The organism is Desulfobacter hydrogenophilus, assembly GCF_004319545.1.
GTDB lineage: Bacteria > Desulfobacterota > Desulfobacteria > Desulfobacterales > Desulfobacteraceae > Desulfobacter > Desulfobacter hydrogenophilus.
On the sequence record NZ_CP036313.1, the window covers coordinates 2,979,309 to 3,002,076 of the forward strand.

Consider the following 22,768-nt stretch of genomic DNA (forward strand, 5'->3'; position numbering starts at 1 on the left):
ATGGAAAAAATTGCATTATTTTGCAAATCCTACTCAAAAGATTTGCTCAGAGCAAAACGAATGGCTCAAAGCGTTCAGATGTTCAATCGTGACGCCATCCCCCTTTACATCAGTGTGCCGTCATCTGAACTGAATTTTTTCAAGGATAAGTTTAACGATTTACCCTGCCATTTTTTAACCGATGAAAAGATAATAGAAAACTGCATTAAAGCTTATGGGCCATTTCCCAGGCTGTTTCCAACGTATCTGATGCAACAGCTTGTAAAGCTTGAATTCTGGCGGTTAAAAAAATGTGAGCACTATTTATGGATTGATTCGGACGCATATTTTTTAAGACCATTTTCTACAAAAGATTTTTTCCATGGCGAAAACACCCCTTTGCTTGTGATGCATAAAGCTAAAGACTTAAGAGCCTTTTCAAAAAAACACGATCCCAGGATAGCCGAAAAATTAGATAACCGTATTAAAAAAATACAGCGATTATTTGGAAGAAAAGGAGAAGCCTTCTATTTTGGAGATCCGCCTCTTATCTGGAGCAGCTCCGTCCTTGAGGCCCTGTCCACTGAATTTCTGGAACCAAAGGGGATGACCATATATGAACTTCTTTATTCATATCCCTGTGAAATGCAGCTCTACGGTGAATTTCTCCTGGCATCCGGCAACTATAAATTTGCCCCCACTGAACCATTTTTTAAAATTTTTCACTATGCAGAACAATTTTTTGAAGCCCAGAGGCAAGGCGAATCTGAGTTTAGCCTTGCAAAGACACATATGGGTGTCCTAATACAGTCCAACTGGACCGATCCCAAAGAAAAGAAAAAGAACAATATGGCAAGATTTAAAAAATTTTTAAGGGAACAGCAGAGAAAGCTTGGATTAATGGGATCTCAAGAGTTCTAACTATTTGTTTTTTCCACAATTTTATCATCGACAAGGCCGCTGACACACCGATAATTTCCAGAGTCCATGACTGCTTTTAGAAGTTGGTCGTTTTTTTCAAGGTTGGTTCGGTCATTTTCTTCATGCCAGAGGTGAAAACAAACAGCCATAAACGGATGTTCTCTGCGCCTTATGCCATAGTTATAGAGTCTTGCCACAAGTTCTGAGTCCTCTCTGCCCCACCCCTGAAACGCCTGATTAAATCCGTTAACTGCAAAAAGATCTTTTTTGAAGAATCCCATATTACAACTCCGGATACCTGACATTTTATTGGTTATTAGCGCCGGTACAAAAGGGAGTCTGACCAGATGATGGGCATTGGAGATCTGTCCTTTAAGGGCGTTTGCAATAAGCCCCAGTGTTTTCCGTGTATGGGAAAAATTAAACGCGTCTTGAAGCGCCTTTTCCACAAGCACCCGCTTTCCCTGAAAAAAATATCCGGGCTTGGCGAGCTGGAGGTGATCCTGAATAAAATACCGGCCAGGGATACAATCTCCGTCAAGGAATATGATATAGTCTCCCGACGATTTTAAAATTGCCTTATTCCTTATTTCGGCCGCACGAAAACCAAGGTCCTCATGCCAGACGTGCTGCACATGACAATCCGGAGATGACAGGGCAATTTGATTAACAAGAAGTGAGGTCTCTTCGGAGGAACCGTCGTCTGCAACAATAATCTCCCGGGGCAATCGGGTTTGGTTCAACAAACCTTCAAGGACCTTTTCCAGACTGTCCGGCCGATTAAAGGTGGTGACAATGACAGATATGTTCATGGCACCCCCATCTGCTTTTTTACTGCGGACATCACCTGATCCACGGAAATGTCACGCATGCATGATTTATGCTCACACTCTCTTTTGAAGCAGGGGGAGCATCCTGTGGCTGAACGTACCACCACATGATCTGGGCCATACGGCCCGGTCCGCCACGGTGCGGTAGATCCGAAAATGGCAACCACCCGTGTGCCGGCAGCTGCGCCAAGATGCATGGGGCCGGTATCTGTGGTGACAAGCACATCTGCCTGTTCATACAAAGCTGCCAGCATTTTCAGGGTGGTCAAACCGGCCAGATTGACACAGGTTTTATTTGTCATGGACATGATGGCATCAATTACCGGCCTGTCCTCAGGTCCCCCTGTGAACACAATCCGTGCACCGTATTGTTCCTGTATCCGGTCACTTAAATCTGCAAATTTTTCATTGTCCCACAATTTGGTTTCCCAGGTTGCCTGTGGGTTGATGCAGATGATTTTTTCTTTGGAGGTGATACCATTTTTTTGGAGCAGCGTATGGACTGCATGCCTGTCTTCAGGGGTAACCGGCAGTCTGTATTCAACCTTATCCGCCTTGACGCCAAGGGATTGAATCATCATCAGACCTCTTTTCAGGGCATGGATCTCCATGTTCACCGGCGCAATTCGAAGGTTATAGAAAAGATGGCTGCATTCGGCATGTTCCATACCTTTATCAAACCCGATCTTTTTCTTCCCCCGGGCAAGCATGACCATAACACCGCTTTTAAGCAAGCCCTGAAAATCGATAATCATATCATATTCAGTTTCCCTAAGCGTATGTATAAATGATAAGATTTTCATAAAGGCACTTGGAAAAGAAGAAGAAAAAAGAGACTTCATCCAGTGCTTACGCTTTGAGACAATGACATTGTCAAGGGACGGATGCCCGATAACAAGATCCGCCGCAGCCTCTTCCACAAGCCAGGTGATACAAGCATCCGGAAAATAATCCCTGAGGGCATTCAATGCAGGAAATGTGTGGATAACATCGCCTATGGCACTCATTTTTACAATCAGGATATTCATGGGTTTGAATTCTCCATCATGGCGACAGCCTCTTTGAAAACCATATCAACGGAAATTTTATCCATGCATTGATGATGTTCGTACCGGCACTCGGGTTTCATGCAGGGGCTGCAGTGGACGGGCACCCTGACGATACGGCTGTTGGTATTGGCCGGCGGTGTTGTAATATGGTTGGTGGAGCCGATTATGGCGACTTGGTTTATGCCAAGCGCCGCTGCAGCGTGCATCAAGCCCGAATCGTTGGTGATAAAGAGAGAACACCGTTCAATCAGCGCAAAGGCTTGGGCGAGGTTTGTTTTTCCTGCGAGGTTGACACAAACATCTCCTGATAATCCGGAAATTTGTTCTCCCAGGGTATTATCGCCGGGACCGCCGAATATCAGCACCTTTACACCAAAATGTTCGGCAAGTTTTGCTGAAAGTTTGGCAAACCGATTGGGAAACCACCGTTTTGCTGTCCCCCCGGTGGCACCTGGATTTATGGCAATAACAGGTTTTAAAATATCAATACCATTGTCCTGAAGTGTTTTCTCGGCTTTTTGTTTTTCGTGGTCACTGATAAAAAGGTCAAGGGTTCCACCATCGTCATACAATCCCCCTCCCTTAAGGATTCCCCGATAATAATCAATAAGATGAACCCGTTTAAGTTTGGGGTCGAGTTTTATACACCGGTTCAGCAGCAACGCCCTGCCGTCGGTATTATATCCGAGCCGCTCCGGAATTCCCGCAAGAAAGGTTATCAATGCCGCCTCAAACGCATTTTGCATTAACACCGTAAGGTCAAAATTATACTGTCGTAAATCTTTTGCAAGCCGTATCGTACCCCAGCCCTTTTTGTGACGGCCACTGTCATCATAGATCAGCACGCTGTCGACAAACGGGTTGTTGTGAAAAACAGGTGCCACCCAGGGTTTCACAAGTATAAAAATTTCAGCTTCCGGGAAATTTTTTCTGACAGCCCTTATCACGGGGGTGGTCATAATTGCGTCGCCGACCCAGTTTGCCCCTCGTATCAGTATCCGGGCAGGATCAGATTGTCTTAGTTTAAATTTTGTCATTTGCCTTCACACCTTGGCCAAGGGCAGAAATTTTTTGTTTTCCATCGATTATGAATCCAGAAATACTGGTCTGGATATTTTCTGACCATGGATTCAATGACCTTATTGTAATTTTTGGTATTAATTTCAAGATTTTTGATCGGGTCATCGGTTTCCACTGTTGGGATTTCCGGTAGAAATTCAATGGTAAATTTTCTATTCTTGCGCACCGTATACAGTGGAACTACAGGAGCTCCGGTCTTTAATGCCAGTATGGCAAGCCCTTGGTTGGTACAGGCAGGCCGGCCGAAGAAATTCACAAAAACCCCCTTATGCCAGCTGACATTCGTGTCCAGCAGTGTCCCCACTATGCCCCCTTGGGACAACGCCGCCTCAATTTGCTTAAAAGCCCCTTTGGTCGGAATGACAGTTACCCCGAATCTTTGGCGAAGTTTTTGGATCAGCCGGTCCAGAGGTTTAAAGTCCAGGGCTCTGTAAATCACATATCCCTTGAGCCCGGTCTCATCAATGGCCGGCGCCAGCATTTCAAAATTGCCCATATGGCAGGTTAACACAAGGACGCCTTTACCCTTGGCATGGGCCGCATGGATATGCTCAAGCCCTTTAATGGTAAAATGGGATAAAAATGCCTCTTTGGAGAATTTTTGACCCCAGGCCACCTCAAAAATTATGGCTGCTATATTTTTAAAAACCTGCTTGCCCATTATTTCGATTTGTTCGGGCTCCATTTCACTGCCAAAGCAATGGGTCAAATTTTCCAGGGTGATCGCCCGGTGGCGTTTGTCAATCCTGAACCAAAGCAGGCCCAACAGATTTGAACAAAAATCGGCAGCCCATACAGGCAGTCTGCTCAAAACGTGTGTCAGAAGTTTCAAAAGCCTATAAATATAGTCATCACTCATATCTTTAATCTCAATTCTGTAGCGGTGCTAAAATTCTGCTGTGGCTCAAATTTGATCTGGATTCCCACAATGCCCATAGCAATGCCACCCTCAAACCCGGAGTCAACCTTAATCCAATCCTTTTTTTGTAATCAAAACCATATGGGCACTCAAAGTTGCTACCCGGTCTTGAACCATTGAAAAATCAGCTCAGTTATACCTGTAACGATCTTTAAATTCAAGATGATCAAAAAGAACGACACCAATATCAGTTAACGTTTTCCTGAAAAATATATGGGTACATATGGGTATTTTTATGGCTATTTATAAAGGCTGCCAATGTTAAGTCCCTCAATTAATATCACACCTGATATCCTAAATTTAATTGCAAAAATAGATGAATTCAAGGGAGCATGGATCGCCATAGGTAATCTGGCTCCGGATCGCCTCAACTCCCTTAAGGACCGCAGATTAAATAACTTGAACGAAATCGCTTGCCTTTTGGCCCATTTACTTCGTTGCATCAAAGGTCCCATCGGCCTGCTATTCAACCTTTAATGCGCCTTGTAGATGAACCAAAATTCGGCGTTATTTTTGCCCAACTTATTTAATCTACGGTCCTAAGCATGTAGCCACCAGCGAATCCATTGGATCATCCACCCGCATTGAAGGTGTAAAACTGACGGATCGAGAGATTGAGACGTTATTGTCCGGCTGGGATAAAAAGTCTTTTGGCTCCAGGAATGAGCAAGAGGTGGCCGGATACGCAGATGTGATGAATTTCGTGTTTGAATCCCATAGAGAGATCCCTTTCACAAAAAATCAAATCAGGCAACTGCATATCGATTCACGTGGCCTTCTATTGTGATTAAAAAAACTGGGGTCAATTGATGGAAGATAGATGCTTGTCCATAGATGAAATCAGCGCATATCTCGGCGTCAAAAGAGATACGATTTACAGTTGGATCAACAAAAAAAGAATGCCGGCACACAAAATTATCCGTCTTTGAAAATTTAAAAATGATGGACATATGATGGACAAAATGGCTCATACGCAAAAAAGCCTTTCAGGAAAAAATCCTGAAAGGCTTTGTTATCGGTGGCTGGCTGATAAGGATTCGAACCTTAATTGACGGAGTCAGAGTCCGTAGTCCTGCCATTGGACGATCAGCCAGCAAATGAACAACGTCAGGGTATATACAATAAAGACATGATTGAAGTCAAGAAAATATTCGTTGAAAGTTGAGATTGAATTGGGCTATTGTTTTTCATTTTAATCAATCAAAATATATGAACAATAATATGGTTAATTGGAAGGATATAGGAAAGGAGCTGCCTGCTAAAAATAAAGAATTTTCACATCTTCTTGATTTGTTAAAGGATGCTCCGGGAGTGGCCATTGCATTTTCAGGTGGTGCGGATTCTGCGTTTCTGCTTGCGGCAGCACTTATTGCCGGGGTTAAATCGGTATTACCTGTTACTATTGTCTCTGATTTTTTTACGGTTGGAGAAAAAGACCGGGTGATCCGTTTGGGACAATATTTGGGTATAACCCCCATTCTTGTTCCTGCAAATATCCTGGAGGATGCCAGGGTGACCCGGAATACGGACAGACGCTGTTATTTTTGTAAATTGTTTTTATTCTCTAAAGTTATGGAGGTGGCAAAAAAACGCGGGATTCATACCTTGTTGCACGGGGCAAACCTGGACGATTTGCAGGAATTTAGACCTGGTATGGATGCGGCCCGGGAATTGGGTTTTAAAACGCCTTTGGTGGCGGCTGGGTTTTCCAAGGAACAAATCCGGGCGTGTTCAAAAACACTGGGGCTTGAGACCTGGAATTTGCCTGCCCAGTCCTGCTTGGCCACCCGTATCCCCCAAGGAGATATCATCACCAAAGAAAAGCTGGTAAGGGTTGAGCTGGCAGAAGAGTGTCTTCATAGGCTGGGTTTCGGCCAAGTGCGGGTGCGGTGTCATGGAGATATGGCCCGAATTGAAGCAGATCTTTACGAATTACAACGCTTTGTGGAACCGAATGTAAGGCAGGAAGTCATACAGACGTTTAAACGTGCGGGCTTTTATTCCGTATGTCTTGATTTGGATGGTTATGCGTCGGCGTCCGGCGTGCAACAATAAAAATATAAATCGAATCGTCCCCGGCGTCATTAGACTGCCGGGGATGAAAATTTTTGAACTGTACTAACGGGCGTGCAGTTCTAGCGCATTGAAGAAATAACCAATTTCGAATGCAGCGGTTTCGGGGGCATCAGATCCGTGGACAACGTTCTTTTCAATATCCGTGGCATACTCCTTTCGGATGGTACCTTCTTCTGCTTCCTTGAAATTTGTAGCACCCATCAGTTTTCTGTTTTTTGCGATAACATCATCGCCTTCAAGTACCATTACAACGATGGGGCCCGATGTCATGAAATCTGTCAGGCTGTCGAAAAAAGGACGTTCCTTATGGACTGCATAGAACCCCTGGGCTTGGGATTTGCTCAGATGGATCATTTTCATGGCTGCGATTTTAATGCCGTTGGTTTCAAAGCGTTTGATGACTTCGCCGATGACGTTTTTTTCTACACCGTCAGGCTTGATAATGGATAAGGTTCTTTCCACGTATGTTCCCCTTTAATGAGTAATAATAATGTTAATGGTTGATTTAACGGGCTTGATAAATATCACAGGAATAGATTATAAGTCAAACTCGATAAACGTTGGGAATTGAAGGCGAAAAACAAACCATTATAATGGCAGAGCATAATGCTTAAAATAGGTGTGACAGGTTCGGCAGGATCGGGGAAAAGTCTTGTGTGTGAGGGGTTTCGGCGTATCGGTTTGGCAACCCTGGATTGTGATGAAATTGCAAGACAGGTGGTGGAGCCGGGTCAGGCTGCGTATAATCAGGTCGTTAAAGCGTTTGGGTCCAAAATTGTAGCGCCGGACTGCACGTTGGACCGCCCGGCCCTGAGACGTATGATTGTAACCACAAAAGGCAGTCGGGAAAAACTTGAATCCATTTTGCATCCTGTGATTATCAGTGAAACGGTCAGGCTGATGGATGAAGTGGTCCATTCAAAAAAAAAATCATGTGCTGTTGAAGTGCCTCTTCTGTTTGAACTTGGCATGGAAAATCTTTTCGATGTAGTTGTGGTGGTGACTGCTGCGGATAACGCCCTCGTTGACCGGATTTCCCGTCGGGACGGTGTGGACCGGGAAGGAGCCCAAAAGCTTTTAGCCATCCAGATGCCCCAATCTGAGAAGGTCCAAAAGGCGGATTATGTCATTGAAAATAGAGGCAAGCCGGAAGCCGTTTTTAAATCAGTGGGTATTTTGTATCAGAAACTTGTCAATCAGCGCTTGACAAAAAAATAATAATATCTTAATAGATTTTCTAACTACTGACGTTTCACATTATCTGTCTTTTTTTTCCGCAGGGCCGATTGGCCTCCAGATTGTCAAAAAGGCATCCCCAAAAAAAAATTGCATTGTGAATTCATACACATTTAACCAAACGAATGGATCAGACCAGGAGATTGCATGAATCTTGTAGAACTCAATAAGATGAAAATCAGTGAGCTGACCAAGCTTGCCAAGAAATACAATATTCAGGGTATTGGCGGCCTTAAGAAGCAGGAACTGATTTTTGCCTTGCTCCAGGCGAATATTGAAGAAAGCGGACAGATTTACGGTGAAGGCACCCTTGAAATCCTTCCGGATGGATTTGGTTTTTTGAGGGCGCCTGGGTACAATTATCTGCCCGGCCCCGACGATATTTATGTGTCTCCCTCCCAGATCCGACGGTTTAACCTGCGCACCGGTGATACCATTTCCGGCCAGGTCCGCCAGCCAAAGGATTCCGAACGGTATTTTGCATTGCTTAAAGTGGAAGCCGTTAATTTCATGAATCCTGAAATGGCGGCTGAAACCATTTTATTTGACAATCTTATGCCCCTGTACCCGGATCGTAAAATGAATCTTGAGGCAGAATCTGATAACTATTCCATGCGGGTCATTGATATGATGTCCCCCATCGGGTTCGGCCAGCGCGGTCTTATCGTGTCTCCCCCCAAGGCTGGCAAGACCATGCTGCTCCAGAATATTGCCAATTCCATGATCAAGGCACATAAAAATATTGTTCCCATGATCCTGCTCATTGATGAACGCCCCGAAGAGGTGACGGATATGGCACGCTCCGTAGACGCGGAAGTTATCTCTTCCACCTTTGACGAACCTTCCGAGCGTCATGTGCAGGTGGCTGAAATGGTAATTGAGAAAGCCAAAAGAATTGTGGAACAGGGCCATGATGTCGTGATTCTTTTGGACAGTATCACACGCCTTGCAAGGGCCTACAATTCGGTGATGCCGCCTTCTGGGAAAATTTTGTCCGGTGGTGTGGATTCCAATGCTCTTGACCGTCCCAAACGATTTTTCGGGGCAGCTCGAAATATTGAGGAAGGCGGCAGCTTGACAATTATTGCCACAGCACTTGTTGATACCGGGTCCAGAATGGATGAGGTTATTTTTGAAGAATTCAAGGGTACGGGTAATATGGAACTTGTGCTGGATCGAAAACTGGCGGACAAGCGTGTATTTCCTGCCATTGATATGAATCGTTCCGGTACCCGGAAAGAGGAATTGCTCCTTGACCCTGAAGTGCTGAACCGGGTCTGGATTTTAAGAAAATTGCTTTCAAGTTTAAATTCTGTGGATGCCATGCAGTTTTTACTTGAAAAAATGGGCGGAACAAAGGATAATAAAGAGTTTCTTGAAATGATGAATTCATGACAGGAAAATTTTTGGTATTTAGTATTTGAACGCAAAACCTAAGTGTTTGGACGAACAGTTGTCTATGTGCAAGGCTTAGAAAAATTTGCATATGGGTGAATTTTCGTTCAAATACCATTTACGGTCTTTTATAACGAAGGCTTCAAGGAGTGACGTGTAAGATGAAAAAAGACATCCATCCGAACTACACAAAAACAACAGCAACCTGTGCCTGTGGCGCAACATTTGACATCAGTTCCACAAGAGAGAACATCAAAGTGGAAATTTGTTCCCAGTGCCATCCTTTTTTTACCGGCAAGCAGAAACTGGTTGACTCTGCCGGGCGTATTGACCGCTTCAAGAAAAAATACGCAGGGTTTGACGCAAGCAAACTGGTTTAGCTGTTTTGTCGGCAAGTATGCAAAAGGGGTCTTGAACAAAGACCCCTTTTTGAATTTTTATCCGGGGCGGGTTGACCATGATCAGAAAATTAAAAGGCATTGAAGAACGATTTATAAAAATTGAGCATTTGCTTAGTGACCCCGCAGTGATGGCGGATCAGAAAAAATACCAAGGATATCTCAAGGAACACGGCGAATTGAACAAGATTGTGCCGGTGTTCCGGGAATATGAGGGTGCTAGGGGAGAGCTTAAGGAAGCCAAGGAGCTTCTCAAAGACAGCGACCCTGACATCCGGGCCATGGCCAAGGAAGAGATCCCCGTACTTGAATCTATGATTGCACAGCTACAGGAACAACTTAATGTGCTTTTGATGCCCAAAGATCCCCGGGATGAGAAAAATGTTATTCTGGAAATTCGTGCCGGCACCGGCGGTGAAGAAGCCGGCATTTTTACCGGTGACCTTTTTCGCATGTATACACGGTACGCGGAGTCCAAGCACTGGAAGATTGAAATCATTGAGAAGAACGACTCGGCAGCAGGGGGGTTCAAGGAAGTGGTCTCCATGATACAGGGTAAAGGCGCTTATTCTCAGTTCAAATATGAAAGTGGTATCCATAGGGTTCAGCGAGTCCCTGAGACTGAAACCCAGGGTCGTGTTCACACCTCTGCGGTGACCGTGGCAGTGCTGCCCGAAGCCGAAGATGTCGATATTGACATTAATCCTGCGGATCTGAAAGTGGATGTCTTCCGTTCTTCTGGCCCTGGTGGCCAGTCCGTAAATACCACGGATTCCGCTGTCCGTATCACCCACATTCCCACAGGTGTTGTGGCTACCTGCCAGGACGAAAAATCCCAACATAAAAACAAGGCTAAAGCTTTAAATGTTCTTAAGTCTCGTATTCTTGATGCCAAGATCCAGGAAGAGGATGCCAAGCGGGCTGCGGACCGGAAGGGGCAGGTGGGTACAGGAGACAGGTCCGGTCGCATTCGCACTTATAATTTTCCCCAGGGCCGGATGACCGACCACCGTATCGGTTTGACCCTGTATAGACTGGACAGTATCATGGAAGGCGAAATCCAGGAGATTATTGATGCCTTGAGAGCACACAACCAGGCCTTGGCGGTGAAAGAAAAATAGTGTTTGAGCGAAAAAATATTCATCTGCGGCGTTATGAAAATATTTGCATCTGGGGAACTTTTTGTCCAAATACGGGGTTTGCGACCAGGTACAAACTATTTCGGGAGAGCTAATTTGTGAGTGTCTGGACCATAAAATCCATTCTTTCCTGGACAGATGCCTATTTTTCACAGCGTAGTATTGACAGCCCCAGGCTTACAGCCGAAATCCTTTTGGCACAGACTCTGGGGCTGCGGCGCCTTGATCTTTACCTTCAGCACGACCGGCCTTTGGAAAGGCAGGAACTTGCAGCATTTAAAATTTTTATTCGCCGAAGGGTTGCCAGGGAACCTGTGGCTTATATCACCGGGCGTAAGGGTTTTTTCAAGGAGCAGTTTAAAGTTGCGCCGGGGGTGCTCATTCCTAGACCGGATACCGAAACCCTGGTGGAAACGGCTATCGGGCTATTGTCGGAAATGGAGCGGTGCGGCAGACAGGCCCGGGTGATGGAGCTCGGGGTCGGGTCCGGTGCGGTGATTATTTCCATTGCCAATGCCTGTAAGGGCCATCTCTATTTTGGAAGTGAACTATCTTTGGTTGCACTTGCCATGGCCTGTGCCAATGTAAAGGCCTTTGCCCGGACCTCGGTGGCACTATTTAGGGGGGACTGGCTTGCACCGGTGACGCCGCAGCCGCTGTTTGATTTGATTTTGTCCAATCCGCCCTATATCCCCAGTGCTGACATTGAATCCCTGGCACCTGAGATCAGGGATCATGAGCCTCGCCAGGCATTGGACGGGGGGGCTGACGGCCTGGATGCCGTCAGGGTGATTCTTGCCCAGGCAGGTGAGCGGCTTTTGCCCTACGGTCGTTTGATCCTTGAGATCGGATATGACCAGAAACCCCTGGTCAAAAGCCTTGCCCAAGGATTTAACTGGGTGGCTGAGCTGGATTTTATCAAAGATCTTGCCGGGCATTACCGGTTGGCTGTTTTCAAAAAATAAATTGATTGTTTCCTCTCTTTTTGATATAGAAATCAGGATTTTGCTTTTGCAAACATATAACACACGCTTGCGGACCTGTGATCCGGTGCTTTTGAAAAGTCGATTCCGGGGATGAGGCAAGCGGATGAACATTAAAAACCATTGAGAAACTGGAGAAAAAATGGCTTACATTACGATTAAAGAATTACTCGAAGCAGGGGTTCATTTCGGACATCAGACCAAACGCTGGAACCCCAAAATGAAACGGTATATTTTCGGTGCCAGAAACGGAATTTACATTATAGATCTTCAGCAGACCGTCAAATTGTACAGACAGGCCCATGATTTTATAAAAAATATTGCTGCAAACGGTGGTGATGTGCTGTTTGTGGGTACAAAAAAACAGGCTTCCGAAGCTATTTATGAAGAAGCCAACAGAGCGGAAAGTTATTATGTCGAAAATCGTTGGTTAGGCGGCATGCTGACCAACTTTCAGACCATAAAAAATAATATTACCCGTTTTCATTTTTTAAAGTCCATTGAAAATGACGGTACGTTGGAAAATTATCCCAAAAAAGAACAGGCAAAAATGCTCAAGGACAAGACAAAGCTGGAGTTTGCCATTGGCGGTATTTCCAACATGAAAAAGCTACCTGCAGCCTTGTTTATTATTGATTCTAAAAATGAGACTATTGCCGTAAAGGAAGCAAAACGCCTGGGTATTCCCATTATTGCCGTGGTTGATACCAATTGTGACCCCGATGATATCGATTATGTCATTCCCGGCAACGACGACGCTATCCGTTCCATTCGGTTATTTGCCTCCCGGATTGCCGATGCCGTAATTGAAGGCCGTCAGGTATGGGAAGAACGCCAGCGTGCAAAGTCAGACAAGGATGCAGGAGAGGGTAAGGCACCTGAATATTCAGGTGAACAAATCGGTATTGAGGTTGTTTCTGACGGTACGGATGGGCCTGTGATTGAAAAAATTAAAAGAAAAACAGCTGCTGCGGAAAGTTCAGAAACCCAGGAATCTGTAGCTGCTGAATAACAGCCATGGGTTGATATCGTCTATTTCAATAATAGGCGCAGTCCACAACAAAATAAAAAAAGTAATTCAATAAGTTATGGTTACTTTTATATAAATAATTAAAGATATTAAAATATTCGAAACAAAGGAGCATACAAGATGGCTGAGATTACGGCACTAATGGTAAAGGAGCTTCGTGCTGCCACCGGGTCGGGGATTATGGACTGCAAAAAAGTCCTGGCCGAGGCTGATGGGGATATAGATAAGGCAATTGAGCTTTTGCGTAAAAAAGGCCTGGCCAAAGCAGCCAAGCGCGCAGGGCGCTCCACCAGCGAAGGCCTTATTTACTCCTACATCCATACCGGTGCAAAACTTGGTGTGCTGCTTGAAGTGAACTGCGAATCTGATTTTGTTGCAAAAACTGAAGATTTTGAAACTTTTGCCAAAGATATTGCCATGCATATTGCGGCTGCCAACCCGGCCGGTCTGGTTCCCGAAGACGTGGATCAATCCGTCATTGAAAAAGAGCGTGAAATTTACCGCGCCCAGATGCTGGAAGAAGGAAAGCCCGAAAATATCATTGACAAAATCGTCGACGGCAAGGTGGAAAAATTCTACAAGGAAGTCTGCCTGTTAAGCCAGCCATACATTAAAGATCCCCAGAAAACCGTTGAAGATGTTCTCAAGGAAACCATTGGAAAAATCGGCGAAAATATTCAGATTAGAAGATTTGCACGCTTCCAGATAGGAGAATAAGCGCTTGGATACGAAACCTGAGTTTCAACGGGTTCTGATCAAGTTGAGTGGCGAAGCCCTGATGGGTAATCAGGGCTTCGGCATTACGCCCGAGATGATAAACTATGTGGCGGGTGAAGTGGCCAAAGTCTTCCATCTGGGCTTGGAAATTTCAATTGTTGTGGGTGGCGGCAACATCTTTCGGGGGGTAGCAGGATCTTCTGCCGGCATGGACCGGACGTCCGCCGACAATATGGGTATGCTGGCCACTGTTATTAACAGTCTGGCCCTGTGCGATGCCTTGGAAAAGCACGATATCCCCACAAGAGTTCAATCTGCCATTCGTATGGACAGGGTGGCAGAGCCTTTTATTCGCAGAAGGGCCATCCGCCACCTGGAAAAGGGTCGGGTGGTGATTTTTGCCGCCGGTACCGGAAACCCTTACTTTACAACGGATACCGCGGCAGTTCTTCGCGCCAATGAGGTCCGTGCCCAGATCATTTTCAAGGCCACCCAGGTGGATGGGGTATATGACAAGGATCCCCAGGTTCATGATGATGCTGTGATGTTTAATAAAATATCGTATATGCAGGTGATTGAAAAACAGCTTCATGTCATGGATATGACAGCCATATCCCTTGCCATGGAACATGACCTTCCTTTACAGGTGCTCAACCTGCACAAGGCCGATAATATTTATAAAGCGGCCACGGGCGGGGAAATCGGTACACGGATTTATAATAAATTAAAGGACGTGTGAATATGATTAATGAGGTGCTTGAAGAAACCAGAGACCGCATGGGTAAATCCGAGAAAGCCTTTGAAACCGAACTTGGCAAAGTGCGCACCGGCAGAGCTTCCCAGTCCATGCTCGATAACGTCAGGGTAGATTACTACGGTACACAGACACCCCTTCCCCAGATGGCCACCGTATCTGTGCCTGAAAGTCGTTTACTCACCGTAAAGCCATGGGACGCTTCAGTGATCAATGATGTGGAAAAAGCAATATTAAAGGCAAATATTGGGCTTACGCCTTCCAATGATGGTAAGCTGATTCGTATTTCCATCCCACCGTTGACCGAAGATCGCAGGAAAGAGATCGTAAAAAGCGTGGCAAAAACCTGTGAGGAATTCAAGGTCGCCGTCAGGAATATCCGTCGTGATTCCAATGAGATCCTCAAGGATCTACAGAAAGAGGGTGATATTTCCGAAGACGACAGTTTTAAAGCCCAGAAACAGGTCCAGGACTTCACCGACGATTCCATCAAGAAACTGGATGACATTTTTGCCGCCAAGGAAAAAGAGATCCTTGAAGTCTGATCCTAAAATTCAGATGCCTGACGGACTGAATTTTGACCTGCTTCCCGCCCATGTGGCATTCATCATGGACGGGAACGGCCGCTGGGCAAAGAAACGGCTGATGAACCGGGTTAAAGGTCATGAACAGGGGGCGCAAACCGTTGAAGAAGTTGTCATGGCTTGCAGGGAACTGGGTATTGATGTGCTCACCTTGTATGCATTTTCCACAGAAAATTGGGCAAGGCCTAAGGAAGAAGTCAAAGCCTTGATGCATCTGCTTAAACGTTTTCTTAAGAACAAAACCGAAGAACTCCGAAGAAAGAATATTCGGCTAAATATTCTGGGTCAGATTGAACGGCTTCCCGACGATGTACGAAAGCAAGCCGAGCAGGCCATGGCCGCCACAGAAAAGAATTCAGCCATGATTCTTAATCTGGCCTTAAGCTACGGAGCACGTGAAGAAATTACCATGGCGGTTCAACGGATTGCCGCCAAAGTGAGGTCTGGAGCTCTTGAGCTCGAAGGCATTACGGATAAAACGGTTTCTGATCACCTCTATACTGCCGGCATGCCGGATCCGGACCTGATTGTCCGTACGTCTGCAGAGTTTAGGCTTTCCAATTTTTTGATGTGGCAGGCCGCATATTCCGAACTGGTTTTTACACCAACGCTCTGGCCTGATTTTACGAAGCAGGAGTTTTATCGGATTTTAATTGATTACCAGCAACGGGATCGGCGTTTCGGAAAGGTATGATGCAGCATTTCAAACGATGGCTCACGGCGTTAATTCTTATCCCATTTTTGCTCTGGGCCATTATCAAAGGGTCTATACTGTTGTTTGCCGTCCTGGTATCCATAGTTTCTATTTTTGCCATACATGAATATTTTGATATCATCTGTGCCAACGATACCGGACCAATCTCCCAAACCACTCGGGTCATCACCTATGCGGCCTGTATGGTATTGGTCATGGGGGCATGCCTTGGGTCCTGGCCGGTTCTTTTTTTTATTCTTGCCCTTGATATGATGGCCCTTTGCGTGTTTGTATTGGCTCGTTTTTCTGCCCTCCCCCATATCTTTGACCTGGTGGCCCGACAAGTACTCGGCGTTGTCTATATCCCTTTGTCTCTGGCTCTTTTGGTTTTTATTCGGAACACGGAAGGCGGGGCTTTGTGGGTGATTTGGTTGCTCATTGTTTGTTTTGCCAACGATACCGGTGCGCTATATGTGGGAACGTTTAAGGGGGAACATAAACTTGCGCCTAACATCAGTCCCAACAAAACCATTGAAGGGGCTGTGGGGGGGCTGGTGATATCTGTGACGGCCGGGCTTGTGTTTAATCTGGTTTTTTTCCAGGATGTATCCCTTGCTTTACTTTGTATCCCCTGCGCTTTGTGCGTTGCCGTTGCAGGGCAGATCGGTGACCTTTTTGAGTCTGCCATGAAACGGGTTGGGCACATCAAAGATTCGGGAAAAATTTTGCCGGGGCACGGCGGCATGCTGGATCGAATTGACGGTGTGCTTCTGGCTATCCCGGTATTTTATTTTTTTACGGTATTTGTTCTGTGAAATCGCTCACCATACTGGGCGCCACAGGTTCCATCGGCACATCAGCCCTTAGGGTGGTGGGCATGCACCCGGATAAGTTCAGCATCAAATGTCTGACCTGTGCCTCGAACATTGATCTTCTGGCAGCGCAGATAAAACAGTTTAAGCCGGCGATGGTAGCAGTGCTGGACGAACAGGGCGCCGACCGTTTGGCAAAAATGCTTTCAGGCCGGTTCTGCCCCGAAATCCTGTGGGGTGAATCCGGTTTTATTGCCGCAGCCCAATGGGCCGATTCGGATATGGTGCTTGCCGCCATGGTGGGTGCCGCAGGCCTTGCCCCGGCCCTTGCCGCCATTGACGCCGGTAAGCAACTGGCCCTTGCCAACAAGGAAACCCTGGTCATGGCCGGTGACATCGTTATGGCACGGGCACGTGAAAAAGGGGTGGACATTCTGCCTGTGGATTCCGAGCACTGCGCCATTTTTCAATGTCTACAGGGTAACCGGAACCGCGATCTTAAAAAGATTTTCCTTACGGCCTCGGGGGGGCCTTTCAGGAATCTGTCCCATGACCGGTTTAAGCTGATTACACCCGCCCAGGCTCTGGATCATCCCACCTGGAACATGGGTGCTAAAATATCTATTGATTCGGCGACCCTCATGAACAAGGCCTTGGAGGTCATTGAAGCGGTCCGGCTTTTTGATGTCAGTGTTGAGCAGATCCAGGTGTTAATTCACCCCCAGAGCATTGTTCATTCCATGGTGGGGTTCAAAGACGGCGGTGTTATGGCGCAATTGGGAGAACCGGACATGATGCATGCCATTGCCTATGCCTTTTCCTATCCGGAGCGCATGGATATTAATTTGAATTTTCCTGATTTTAGTGCCATGGAAGGGCTAACCTTTGATGCCCCAGATACAAACCGTTTCCCATCCCTTGGGTTTGCCTGTGAAGCCTGTCGCAGGGGCGGGACCCTGCCGGCTGTTATGAATGCGGCCAACGAAATTGCCGTTGATGCCTTTCTTAAAGAACGCATCGGCTTTCCGGATATTTTCACCTTGGTCCGTGAGATCATGGGTGCCCATACCTGCATTGACAATCCTGAGCTTTCAGGTATTATTGAAGCCGATCGTTGGGCCAGGGAGAAGGCACAATTCCTGATCCAAAATCTTAGTGTTTGAACGCAAAGTCACCCCATCTGCGCCTTGCATATGGGCAACTTTTTGTCCAAACATAGGGTTTCAGTCAGGCACTATGTAAAAAAAAATTAGGAAAATCGATATGGGATATTCCCTTTTTGCATTTATCATTGTTATTGGCGTATTGGTTTTTGTCCATGAACTGGGTCATTTTCTCGTCGCCCGGGCCTGCGGTGTGGGGGTTGAGGTCTTTTCCCTGGGGTTTGGGCCAAAAATTTTTAAAATTAAACGGGGAATGACCGACTATTGTATCTCCGCCATTCCTTTGGGCGGATACGTTAAAATGACCGGAGAGGAACCTGGCGCTGCCCAGGCCCTGGATGAAAAAGATCGTCATCTCTCCTTTACCCACAAAAGCGTGGGACAAAGGGCGCTGATCGCCGCTGCCGGTCCGGCATTTAATTTTTTTCTGGCCATTGTAATTTTTTACCTTTTATATCAAACCAGCGGCGTGTACATGGGATTGCCCCAAGTGGGCCAGGTGGTGGATGATTCTGCGGCCATGGCTGCAGGCATTAAAAACGGGGATGTCATCAAGGAGATTGACAGCACTCCTGTTCAGTCTTTTGAAGACATTTCCCGGATTGTGTCAAAAAGTGACGGCAAGCCCCTGGCCATTCTTGTGGAACGAGAAGGTGAGGTGCATTCCTTTACAATTACACCCCGGACCCAAGAGGGGAAGAACCTGTTCGGGGAGACCGTGAATCGGTTCGTGATTGGTATTATCGGCACCGGCGAAACCTTTAACCATCCTTTAAACCCAGTTGAAGCCGCGATCCGTGCTGTATTCGATACCTATGGGATGGTAAAATTGACGATTTTGTCCGTGGTGAAAATGTTCACCGGGGCCGTGTCTGCCGACAATCTGGGCGGTCCTATCATGATTGCCAAGATGGCCGGGGACCAAGCCAAAGCCGGTTTTGAAAATTTTGTATGGTTTATCGCGCTCATCTCTGTAAATCTTGGAATCATCAATTTGTTCCCCATTCCGGTTCTAGATGGGGGGCATCTTTTGTTTTTAAGCATTGAGGCGGTTAAAGGTAGCCCTGTCAGTACCCGGGTGCGCGAGAAAATGGTTCAGTTCGGGGCAGCTGTGCTGATGACTTTAATGATTTTTGTCTTTTATAATGACATAGTCAAATTATTCAACGGTGGATTACAATGATTTCCAACATCGAAATCACGTTAAAGCAGGATTTAAGGGATGCCGAAGGCCAGGCCCTGGTGAAAAAGGCCAATGCCTATTTCGGTATTAAAATGGATGATGCCCGCTGCATCAATATTGTGACCGTGGAGTCTGATTTGGGTCAAAACGAACTGGAAACCATACGCCGGGAGGTGTTTACCAACCCTGTTATTCAGGACTCCAGTCTTTCCCCTATAGATATTGATTTTCATTTCTGCATCTGGGTGGGATTTCGGCCTGGGGTAAAGGACAATGCCGGGGCCACCGCTGTGGAAGCGGTCAGGGATCTTCTTAAAAAAGATTTTTTGCCCGGTGAAAATATTTATACATCGAAACGGTACTGCCTCATCGGAGCTGATTTGACCCGGGAAGATGCTGAAAAGGTCGCCGGGCGGATTTTGTCCAATGGTATTATTCAGCAGTACAAAGTATTTGGCAAAGAGGAATGGGACAAAAAGATTGGGGCGGATGTAAAGCCGGCCAAGGTTATTTTAAATCATACGCCCGGCTTTGACACCATGGATATTGATACCGATGAGGTCCTTGCCAAAATTTCCGATCAGCGCAGTCTGGCACTCAATCCCAGGGATATTCCTGTGATCCGGGAGTATTTTTTGGATACAACGGTCCTGGCCGAGCGGGCGCAAATGGGGTTGTCAAAGCCCACGGATGTGGAACTTGAATATATTTCCCAATCCCGGTCCGACCATTGCTGCCACAACACCTTTAACGGCATTTTCCGGTATACGGACACGCAAACCGGTGAAACCAAGGTGGAAGATTCGCTTTTTCAAACCTATATTAAAGCACCCACCCTCGCTCTGAAAGAGACCAAAGACTGGGTAGTCTCCGTGTTGTGGGACAATGCCGGTGTGGGGTCTTTTGATGATGAGAATAACTATGTTATCACCGGGGAAACCCATAACTCGCCTTCCAACATGGAAGCCTACGGCGGTTCCATCACAGGGATTGTGGGCGTTTATCGTGATCCCATGGGTACAGGCCTTGGTTCCAAGCTGTTCATGGGCAGTTTTGGATTCTGCGTGGGTGATATCAATTATAACGGTCCGTTAAAGCCCCCTCTTCACCCCCGGCGTCTGCTTGATGGGGTTATTGAAGGTGTCAAGGACGGGGGGAATAAAAGCGGGGTGCCGACGACCTTTGGCCAGACCCTGTTTGATCCGGGTTACATGGGCAAATCCCTGGTTTTTGTAACCGCTTTGGGGATTATGCCCAAAACCGTGAATGGTAAGCCAAGCCATGAAAAAACCACCTCCCCGGGCGAGCTGATCATCATGAGCGGCGGCCGTGTGGGCAAAGACGGTATCCACGGGGTAACGGCCTCTTCCAAAAGTTTTTCCGAGAATACCCCGGCCGGACATGTCCAGATCGGCGATCCCTATACCCAGAAAAAAATGCATGATTTTTTGCTGATATGCCGGGATGAAGGCTTGATCACCTTTATTACGGATAATGGTGGCGGTGGATTATCCTCTTCCGTGGGCGAATCGGCCATGCTTTCCAACGGGTGTGAGGTCTGGCTGGATAAGGTACCCTTGAAATACGAGGGCCTGGACATGTGGGAAATCTGGATTTCCGAATCCCAGGAGCGCATGACCATTGCCGTCAAGCCTGAAAATTTGGATCGGTTCATGGCGTTGTCTGATCTCCATGAGGTGGAATCCACGGTCATCGGCAAATATACGGATTCGGGCAAACTGCATATCAAGTACAAAGACCGGACCTGTGCGTATGTGGATATGGATCTTCTTGACAAAGGGTTTCCGGCCTGGGAATTTGACGCGGTCTGGATGCCACCGGCCGGACGCGGATTGACAGAGCCGGTGATTTCCACACCAACCAATTTTAATGATCTGCTTGAACAGATGCTGGCCAGGCCCAATATCTGTGGCAAAGAATGGATCATCCGCCAGTACGACCACGAGGTCCAGGGCGGATCCGTGATCAAACCCCTGGTGGGAATTCACCGAAACATCCCTACGGATGCATCGGTGACCCGGCCTGTGCTTACCAGTGAACGCGGGCTTGCCTTTTCCCAGAGTATTCTGCCCTGGTACTCAAAAATTGATGCGTATCATATGATGGCTTGCACCATTGATGAGGCAGTTCGTCGTCTCATTGCCGTGGGTGGTTCTTTGGACCACATCGGCGGCGTGGACAATTTCTGCTGGCCGGATATCGGATATGACAACCTGTCCAATCCGGACGGAAAATTCAAGGCAGCCCAGCTTGTCCGGGCCTGCCGGGCCTTGAAAGATGCCTGCATGGCCTATGGGATTCCATTGCTCTCCGGCAAGGACTCCATGTATGTGGACGGCCATCTGGAAGGGGCATTTGGTGAGCGTATCAAAGTGTCAGCCCTGGAGACGGTTCAGTTCTCCGCCGTATCCCTGGTTTCCGATGTCAGCCGGTGTGTGACCCTGGAATCCAAAACCGCAGGTGATTCTTTATATGTGGTGGGCAGTACCGGGGATGAATTGGGTGCATCGGAGTATTACGATATGTTTGATAAAACCGGTCTCAATGTGCCCCAGGTTGAGTTTTCAAAGTTTAAAACCTTGTACAAGGCCATTGAAAAAGCCATTAACACTGAACTGGTTGCTTCCTGCCATGCCGTGGGACGCGGAGGGTTGGGCATTCACCTTAGCCTTGTGGCAATGGCCGGCGGACTTGGGCTTGACATTGATCTGGCTGGGTTGCCCCTGACAGATGATCTGCCGCTTTCCAGTGAAAAAGCCTTATTTTCCGAGTCTGCTGGTCGGTTTATCGTCACCGTGGATCCGGATAAAAAACAAACCTTTGAAAAATTGTGTAAGGGACTGCCCTGTGCGTGTCTGGGCATGGTCACCGATAGTCATGACCGGCTAAAGATTGCATCAGACGGTAACTCTGTGGCAGATTTGCCGATTGTAACCCTTGATTCAGCATTCAACAAGACCTTTGGAGATAAAATATGAGCGGCGCAAGCGCTGTAAACGCGCTGATACTGACGGGATTTGGCCTGAATTGTGATAATGAAACCGCCTTTGCCTTTGAACAGGCAGGAGCCTGTGCACACCGGGTGCATATTAACTCTCTGATCCGCGGCGATGTCCGATTGGCGGATTTTCAGATTCTTGCATTTGGTGGCGGCTTTTCCTGGGGGGACGACCATGGGGCCGGGGTGATCCAGGCTCTGAAATTGAAGAATAATATCGGCAAAGACCTACTGGCTTTCGTGGATGCCGGCAAACTGGTCATCGGTATCTGCAACGGGTTCCAGGCCCTTGTGAATTTAGGCCTTTTGCCCGGACTGGACCGGGATTATACTCGCAGGTCCGTGGCCATTACTTATAATGATTGCGGCAATTTCAGGGATCAGTGGGTCCGGCTTGTGCCCGATGCAGACAGCCCCTGTGTGTTCACAAAAGGGTTAGGAGTCTCGGACTATCCGGTACGCCATGGCGAAGGAAAGGTGGTTGCCGACCCTGAAGTAATTGAACGCCTTGTTGCCAACCGCCAGGTGGTGTTCCGGTATGCAGATGCAAATGGCGCGCCTGCAAACGGCGTCTTTCCGGCCAATCCCAATGGGGCCGTGGATGATATCGCAGGGATCTGTGATCCCACAGGCCGAATATTCGGTTTGATGCCCCATCCCGAAGGCTACAATCATTTTGCTAACCATCCGGATTGGCCCAGGCAGAAAGCTGCAGCAAGGCGCCAGGGAAAATCTATAGAAGAGACCATCACTACCGGGATCCGGCTGTTTGAGAACGGCGTGAATTATATCAAAAGCCTTTAATAT

Annotated in this window: 23 protein-coding genes and 1 tRNA gene; 18 read left to right on the forward strand and 6 right to left on the reverse strand. The window is 47.1% G+C overall.

The window, feature by feature from the left end:
- Window positions 1-900, forward strand: coding sequence for a DUF6492 family protein (locus tag EYB58_RS13250; RefSeq protein ID WP_111958777.1), 900 nt, complete (start codon window positions 1-3; stop codon window positions 898-900).
- Here the strand turns inward: EYB58_RS13250 and EYB58_RS13255 are convergent.
- The 4 genes from EYB58_RS13255 to EYB58_RS13270 are packed head-to-tail and all read right to left on the reverse strand — an operon-like array spanning window position 897 to window position 4,718.
- Window positions 897-1,712, reverse strand: a complete 816-nt coding sequence (locus EYB58_RS13255; protein WP_111958779.1) for a glycosyltransferase family 2 protein — start codon at window positions 1,710-1,712, stop codon at window positions 897-899. The two genes, EYB58_RS13250 and EYB58_RS13255, sit on opposite strands and share 4 nt — an antisense overlap.
- Complete coding sequence (gene waaC / locus EYB58_RS13260) at window positions 1,709-2,758, reverse strand: lipopolysaccharide heptosyltransferase I (protein ID WP_111958781.1); 1,050 nt, start codon at window positions 2,756-2,758, stop codon at window positions 1,709-1,711. Before waaC ends, EYB58_RS13255 begins: the two co-directional genes overlap by 4 nt.
- Complete coding sequence (gene waaF, locus EYB58_RS13265) at window positions 2,755-3,816, reverse strand: lipopolysaccharide heptosyltransferase II (RefSeq protein ID WP_111958783.1); 1,062 nt, start codon at window positions 3,814-3,816, stop codon at window positions 2,755-2,757. The genes waaC and waaF overlap by 4 nt, the downstream gene beginning before the upstream one ends.
- On the reverse strand, window positions 3,813-4,718 hold the full coding sequence (locus tag EYB58_RS13270; RefSeq protein ID WP_165477769.1) for a lysophospholipid acyltransferase family protein: 906 nt from the start codon (window positions 4,716-4,718) through the stop codon (window positions 3,813-3,815). The genes waaF and EYB58_RS13270 overlap by 4 nt, the downstream gene beginning before the upstream one ends.
- Before the next feature lie 869 nt (window positions 4,719-5,587).
- Here EYB58_RS13270 and EYB58_RS13280 point away from each other — a divergent pair.
- Window positions 5,588-5,707 (forward strand): helix-turn-helix domain-containing protein, encoded by a 120-nt coding sequence (locus EYB58_RS13280; RefSeq protein WP_111958787.1) that lies wholly within the window; start codon window positions 5,588-5,590, stop codon window positions 5,705-5,707.
- 90 nt (window positions 5,708-5,797) lie between these two features.
- Here the strand turns inward: EYB58_RS13280 and EYB58_RS13285 are convergent.
- Window positions 5,798-5,871, reverse strand: a tRNA-Gln gene (locus EYB58_RS13285).
- A gap of 128 nt (window positions 5,872-5,999) precedes the next feature.
- Between EYB58_RS13285 and larE the strand changes: the two genes are divergently transcribed.
- Window positions 6,000-6,833, forward strand: coding sequence for an ATP-dependent sacrificial sulfur transferase LarE (gene larE, locus EYB58_RS13290; protein WP_111958789.1), 834 nt, complete (start codon window positions 6,000-6,002; stop codon window positions 6,831-6,833).
- Window positions 6,834-6,896: 63 nt separating this feature from the next.
- Here larE and ndk read toward each other — a convergent pair whose 3' ends face one another.
- A complete protein-coding gene (gene ndk / locus EYB58_RS13295) occupies window positions 6,897-7,316 on the reverse strand; it encodes a nucleoside-diphosphate kinase (protein ID WP_111958791.1) in 420 nt (139 codons plus the stop codon).
- A 144-nt stretch (window positions 7,317-7,460) separates the two neighbouring features.
- On the opposite strand from ndk, the gene coaE reads away from it, so the two are divergent.
- From coaE to EYB58_RS13370, 15 genes are all read left to right on the forward strand, one after another.
- Complete coding sequence (gene coaE, locus EYB58_RS13300; RefSeq protein WP_111958793.1) at window positions 7,461-8,072, forward strand: dephospho-CoA kinase; 612 nt, start codon at window positions 7,461-7,463, stop codon at window positions 8,070-8,072.
- 165 nt (window positions 8,073-8,237) lie between these two features.
- The gene (gene rho, locus EYB58_RS13305; RefSeq protein WP_111958795.1) at window positions 8,238-9,485 is read left to right on the forward strand and encodes a transcription termination factor Rho; all 1,248 of its coding nucleotides are present in this window, start codon (window positions 8,238-8,240) and stop codon (window positions 9,483-9,485) included.
- Window positions 9,486-9,646: 161 nt separating this feature from the next.
- Window positions 9,647-9,865: a 50S ribosomal protein L31 gene (gene rpmE / locus EYB58_RS13310; RefSeq protein ID WP_111958797.1), complete on the forward strand. Its 219-nt coding sequence runs from the start codon at window positions 9,647-9,649 to the stop codon at window positions 9,863-9,865.
- Window positions 9,866-9,942: 77 nt separating this feature from the next.
- Complete coding sequence (prfA, locus tag EYB58_RS13315) at window positions 9,943-11,004, forward strand: peptide chain release factor 1 (protein ID WP_111958799.1); 1,062 nt, start codon at window positions 9,943-9,945, stop codon at window positions 11,002-11,004.
- A gap of 116 nt (window positions 11,005-11,120) precedes the next feature.
- Window positions 11,121-11,987 carry a peptide chain release factor N(5)-glutamine methyltransferase gene (prmC, locus tag EYB58_RS13320; RefSeq protein ID WP_111958801.1) on the forward strand — a complete coding sequence of 289 codons (867 nt, stop codon included), beginning with the start codon at window positions 11,121-11,123 and terminating at the stop codon, window positions 11,985-11,987.
- A gap of 160 nt (window positions 11,988-12,147) precedes the next feature.
- The gene (rpsB, locus tag EYB58_RS13325) at window positions 12,148-13,017 is read left to right on the forward strand and encodes a 30S ribosomal protein S2 (protein ID WP_111958803.1); all 870 of its coding nucleotides are present in this window, start codon (window positions 12,148-12,150) and stop codon (window positions 13,015-13,017) included.
- Window positions 13,018-13,155: 138 nt separating this feature from the next.
- Window positions 13,156-13,752, forward strand: coding sequence for a translation elongation factor Ts (tsf, locus tag EYB58_RS13330; RefSeq protein ID WP_111958805.1), 597 nt, complete (start codon window positions 13,156-13,158; stop codon window positions 13,750-13,752).
- A 4-nt stretch (window positions 13,753-13,756) separates the two neighbouring features.
- Entirely contained in the window at window positions 13,757-14,491 is a 735-nt protein-coding gene (pyrH, locus tag EYB58_RS13335) for a UMP kinase (protein WP_111958807.1), read from the forward strand.
- A 2-nt stretch (window positions 14,492-14,493) separates the two neighbouring features.
- Window positions 14,494-15,051 (forward strand): ribosome recycling factor, encoded by a 558-nt coding sequence (gene frr / locus EYB58_RS13340; protein WP_111958809.1) that lies wholly within the window; start codon window positions 14,494-14,496, stop codon window positions 15,049-15,051.
- On the forward strand, window positions 15,041-15,784 hold the full coding sequence (locus EYB58_RS13345) for an isoprenyl transferase (protein WP_242637355.1): 744 nt from the start codon (window positions 15,041-15,043) through the stop codon (window positions 15,782-15,784). The genes frr and EYB58_RS13345 overlap by 11 nt, the downstream gene beginning before the upstream one ends.
- Window positions 15,781-16,599 carry a phosphatidate cytidylyltransferase gene (locus EYB58_RS13350; RefSeq protein ID WP_242637356.1) on the forward strand — a complete coding sequence of 273 codons (819 nt, stop codon included), beginning with the start codon at window positions 15,781-15,783 and terminating at the stop codon, window positions 16,597-16,599. The genes EYB58_RS13345 and EYB58_RS13350 overlap by 4 nt, the downstream gene beginning before the upstream one ends.
- On the forward strand, window positions 16,596-17,759 hold the full coding sequence (locus tag EYB58_RS13355; RefSeq protein ID WP_111958813.1) for a 1-deoxy-D-xylulose-5-phosphate reductoisomerase: 1,164 nt from the start codon (window positions 16,596-16,598) through the stop codon (window positions 17,757-17,759). The genes EYB58_RS13350 and EYB58_RS13355 overlap by 4 nt, the downstream gene beginning before the upstream one ends.
- A 100-nt stretch (window positions 17,760-17,859) precedes the next feature.
- Window positions 17,860-18,942, forward strand: coding sequence for an RIP metalloprotease RseP (rseP, locus tag EYB58_RS13360; protein ID WP_111958815.1), 1,083 nt, complete (start codon window positions 17,860-17,862; stop codon window positions 18,940-18,942).
- Window positions 18,939-21,941, forward strand: coding sequence for an AIR synthase-related protein (locus EYB58_RS13365; protein WP_111958817.1), 3,003 nt, complete (start codon window positions 18,939-18,941; stop codon window positions 21,939-21,941). The genes rseP and EYB58_RS13365 overlap by 4 nt, the downstream gene beginning before the upstream one ends.
- A complete protein-coding gene (locus tag EYB58_RS13370; RefSeq protein WP_111958819.1) occupies window positions 21,938-22,765 on the forward strand; it encodes a phosphoribosylformylglycinamidine synthase subunit PurQ in 828 nt (275 codons plus the stop codon). Before EYB58_RS13365 ends, EYB58_RS13370 begins: the two co-directional genes overlap by 4 nt.
- Window positions 22,766-22,768: the final 3 nt, after the last annotated feature.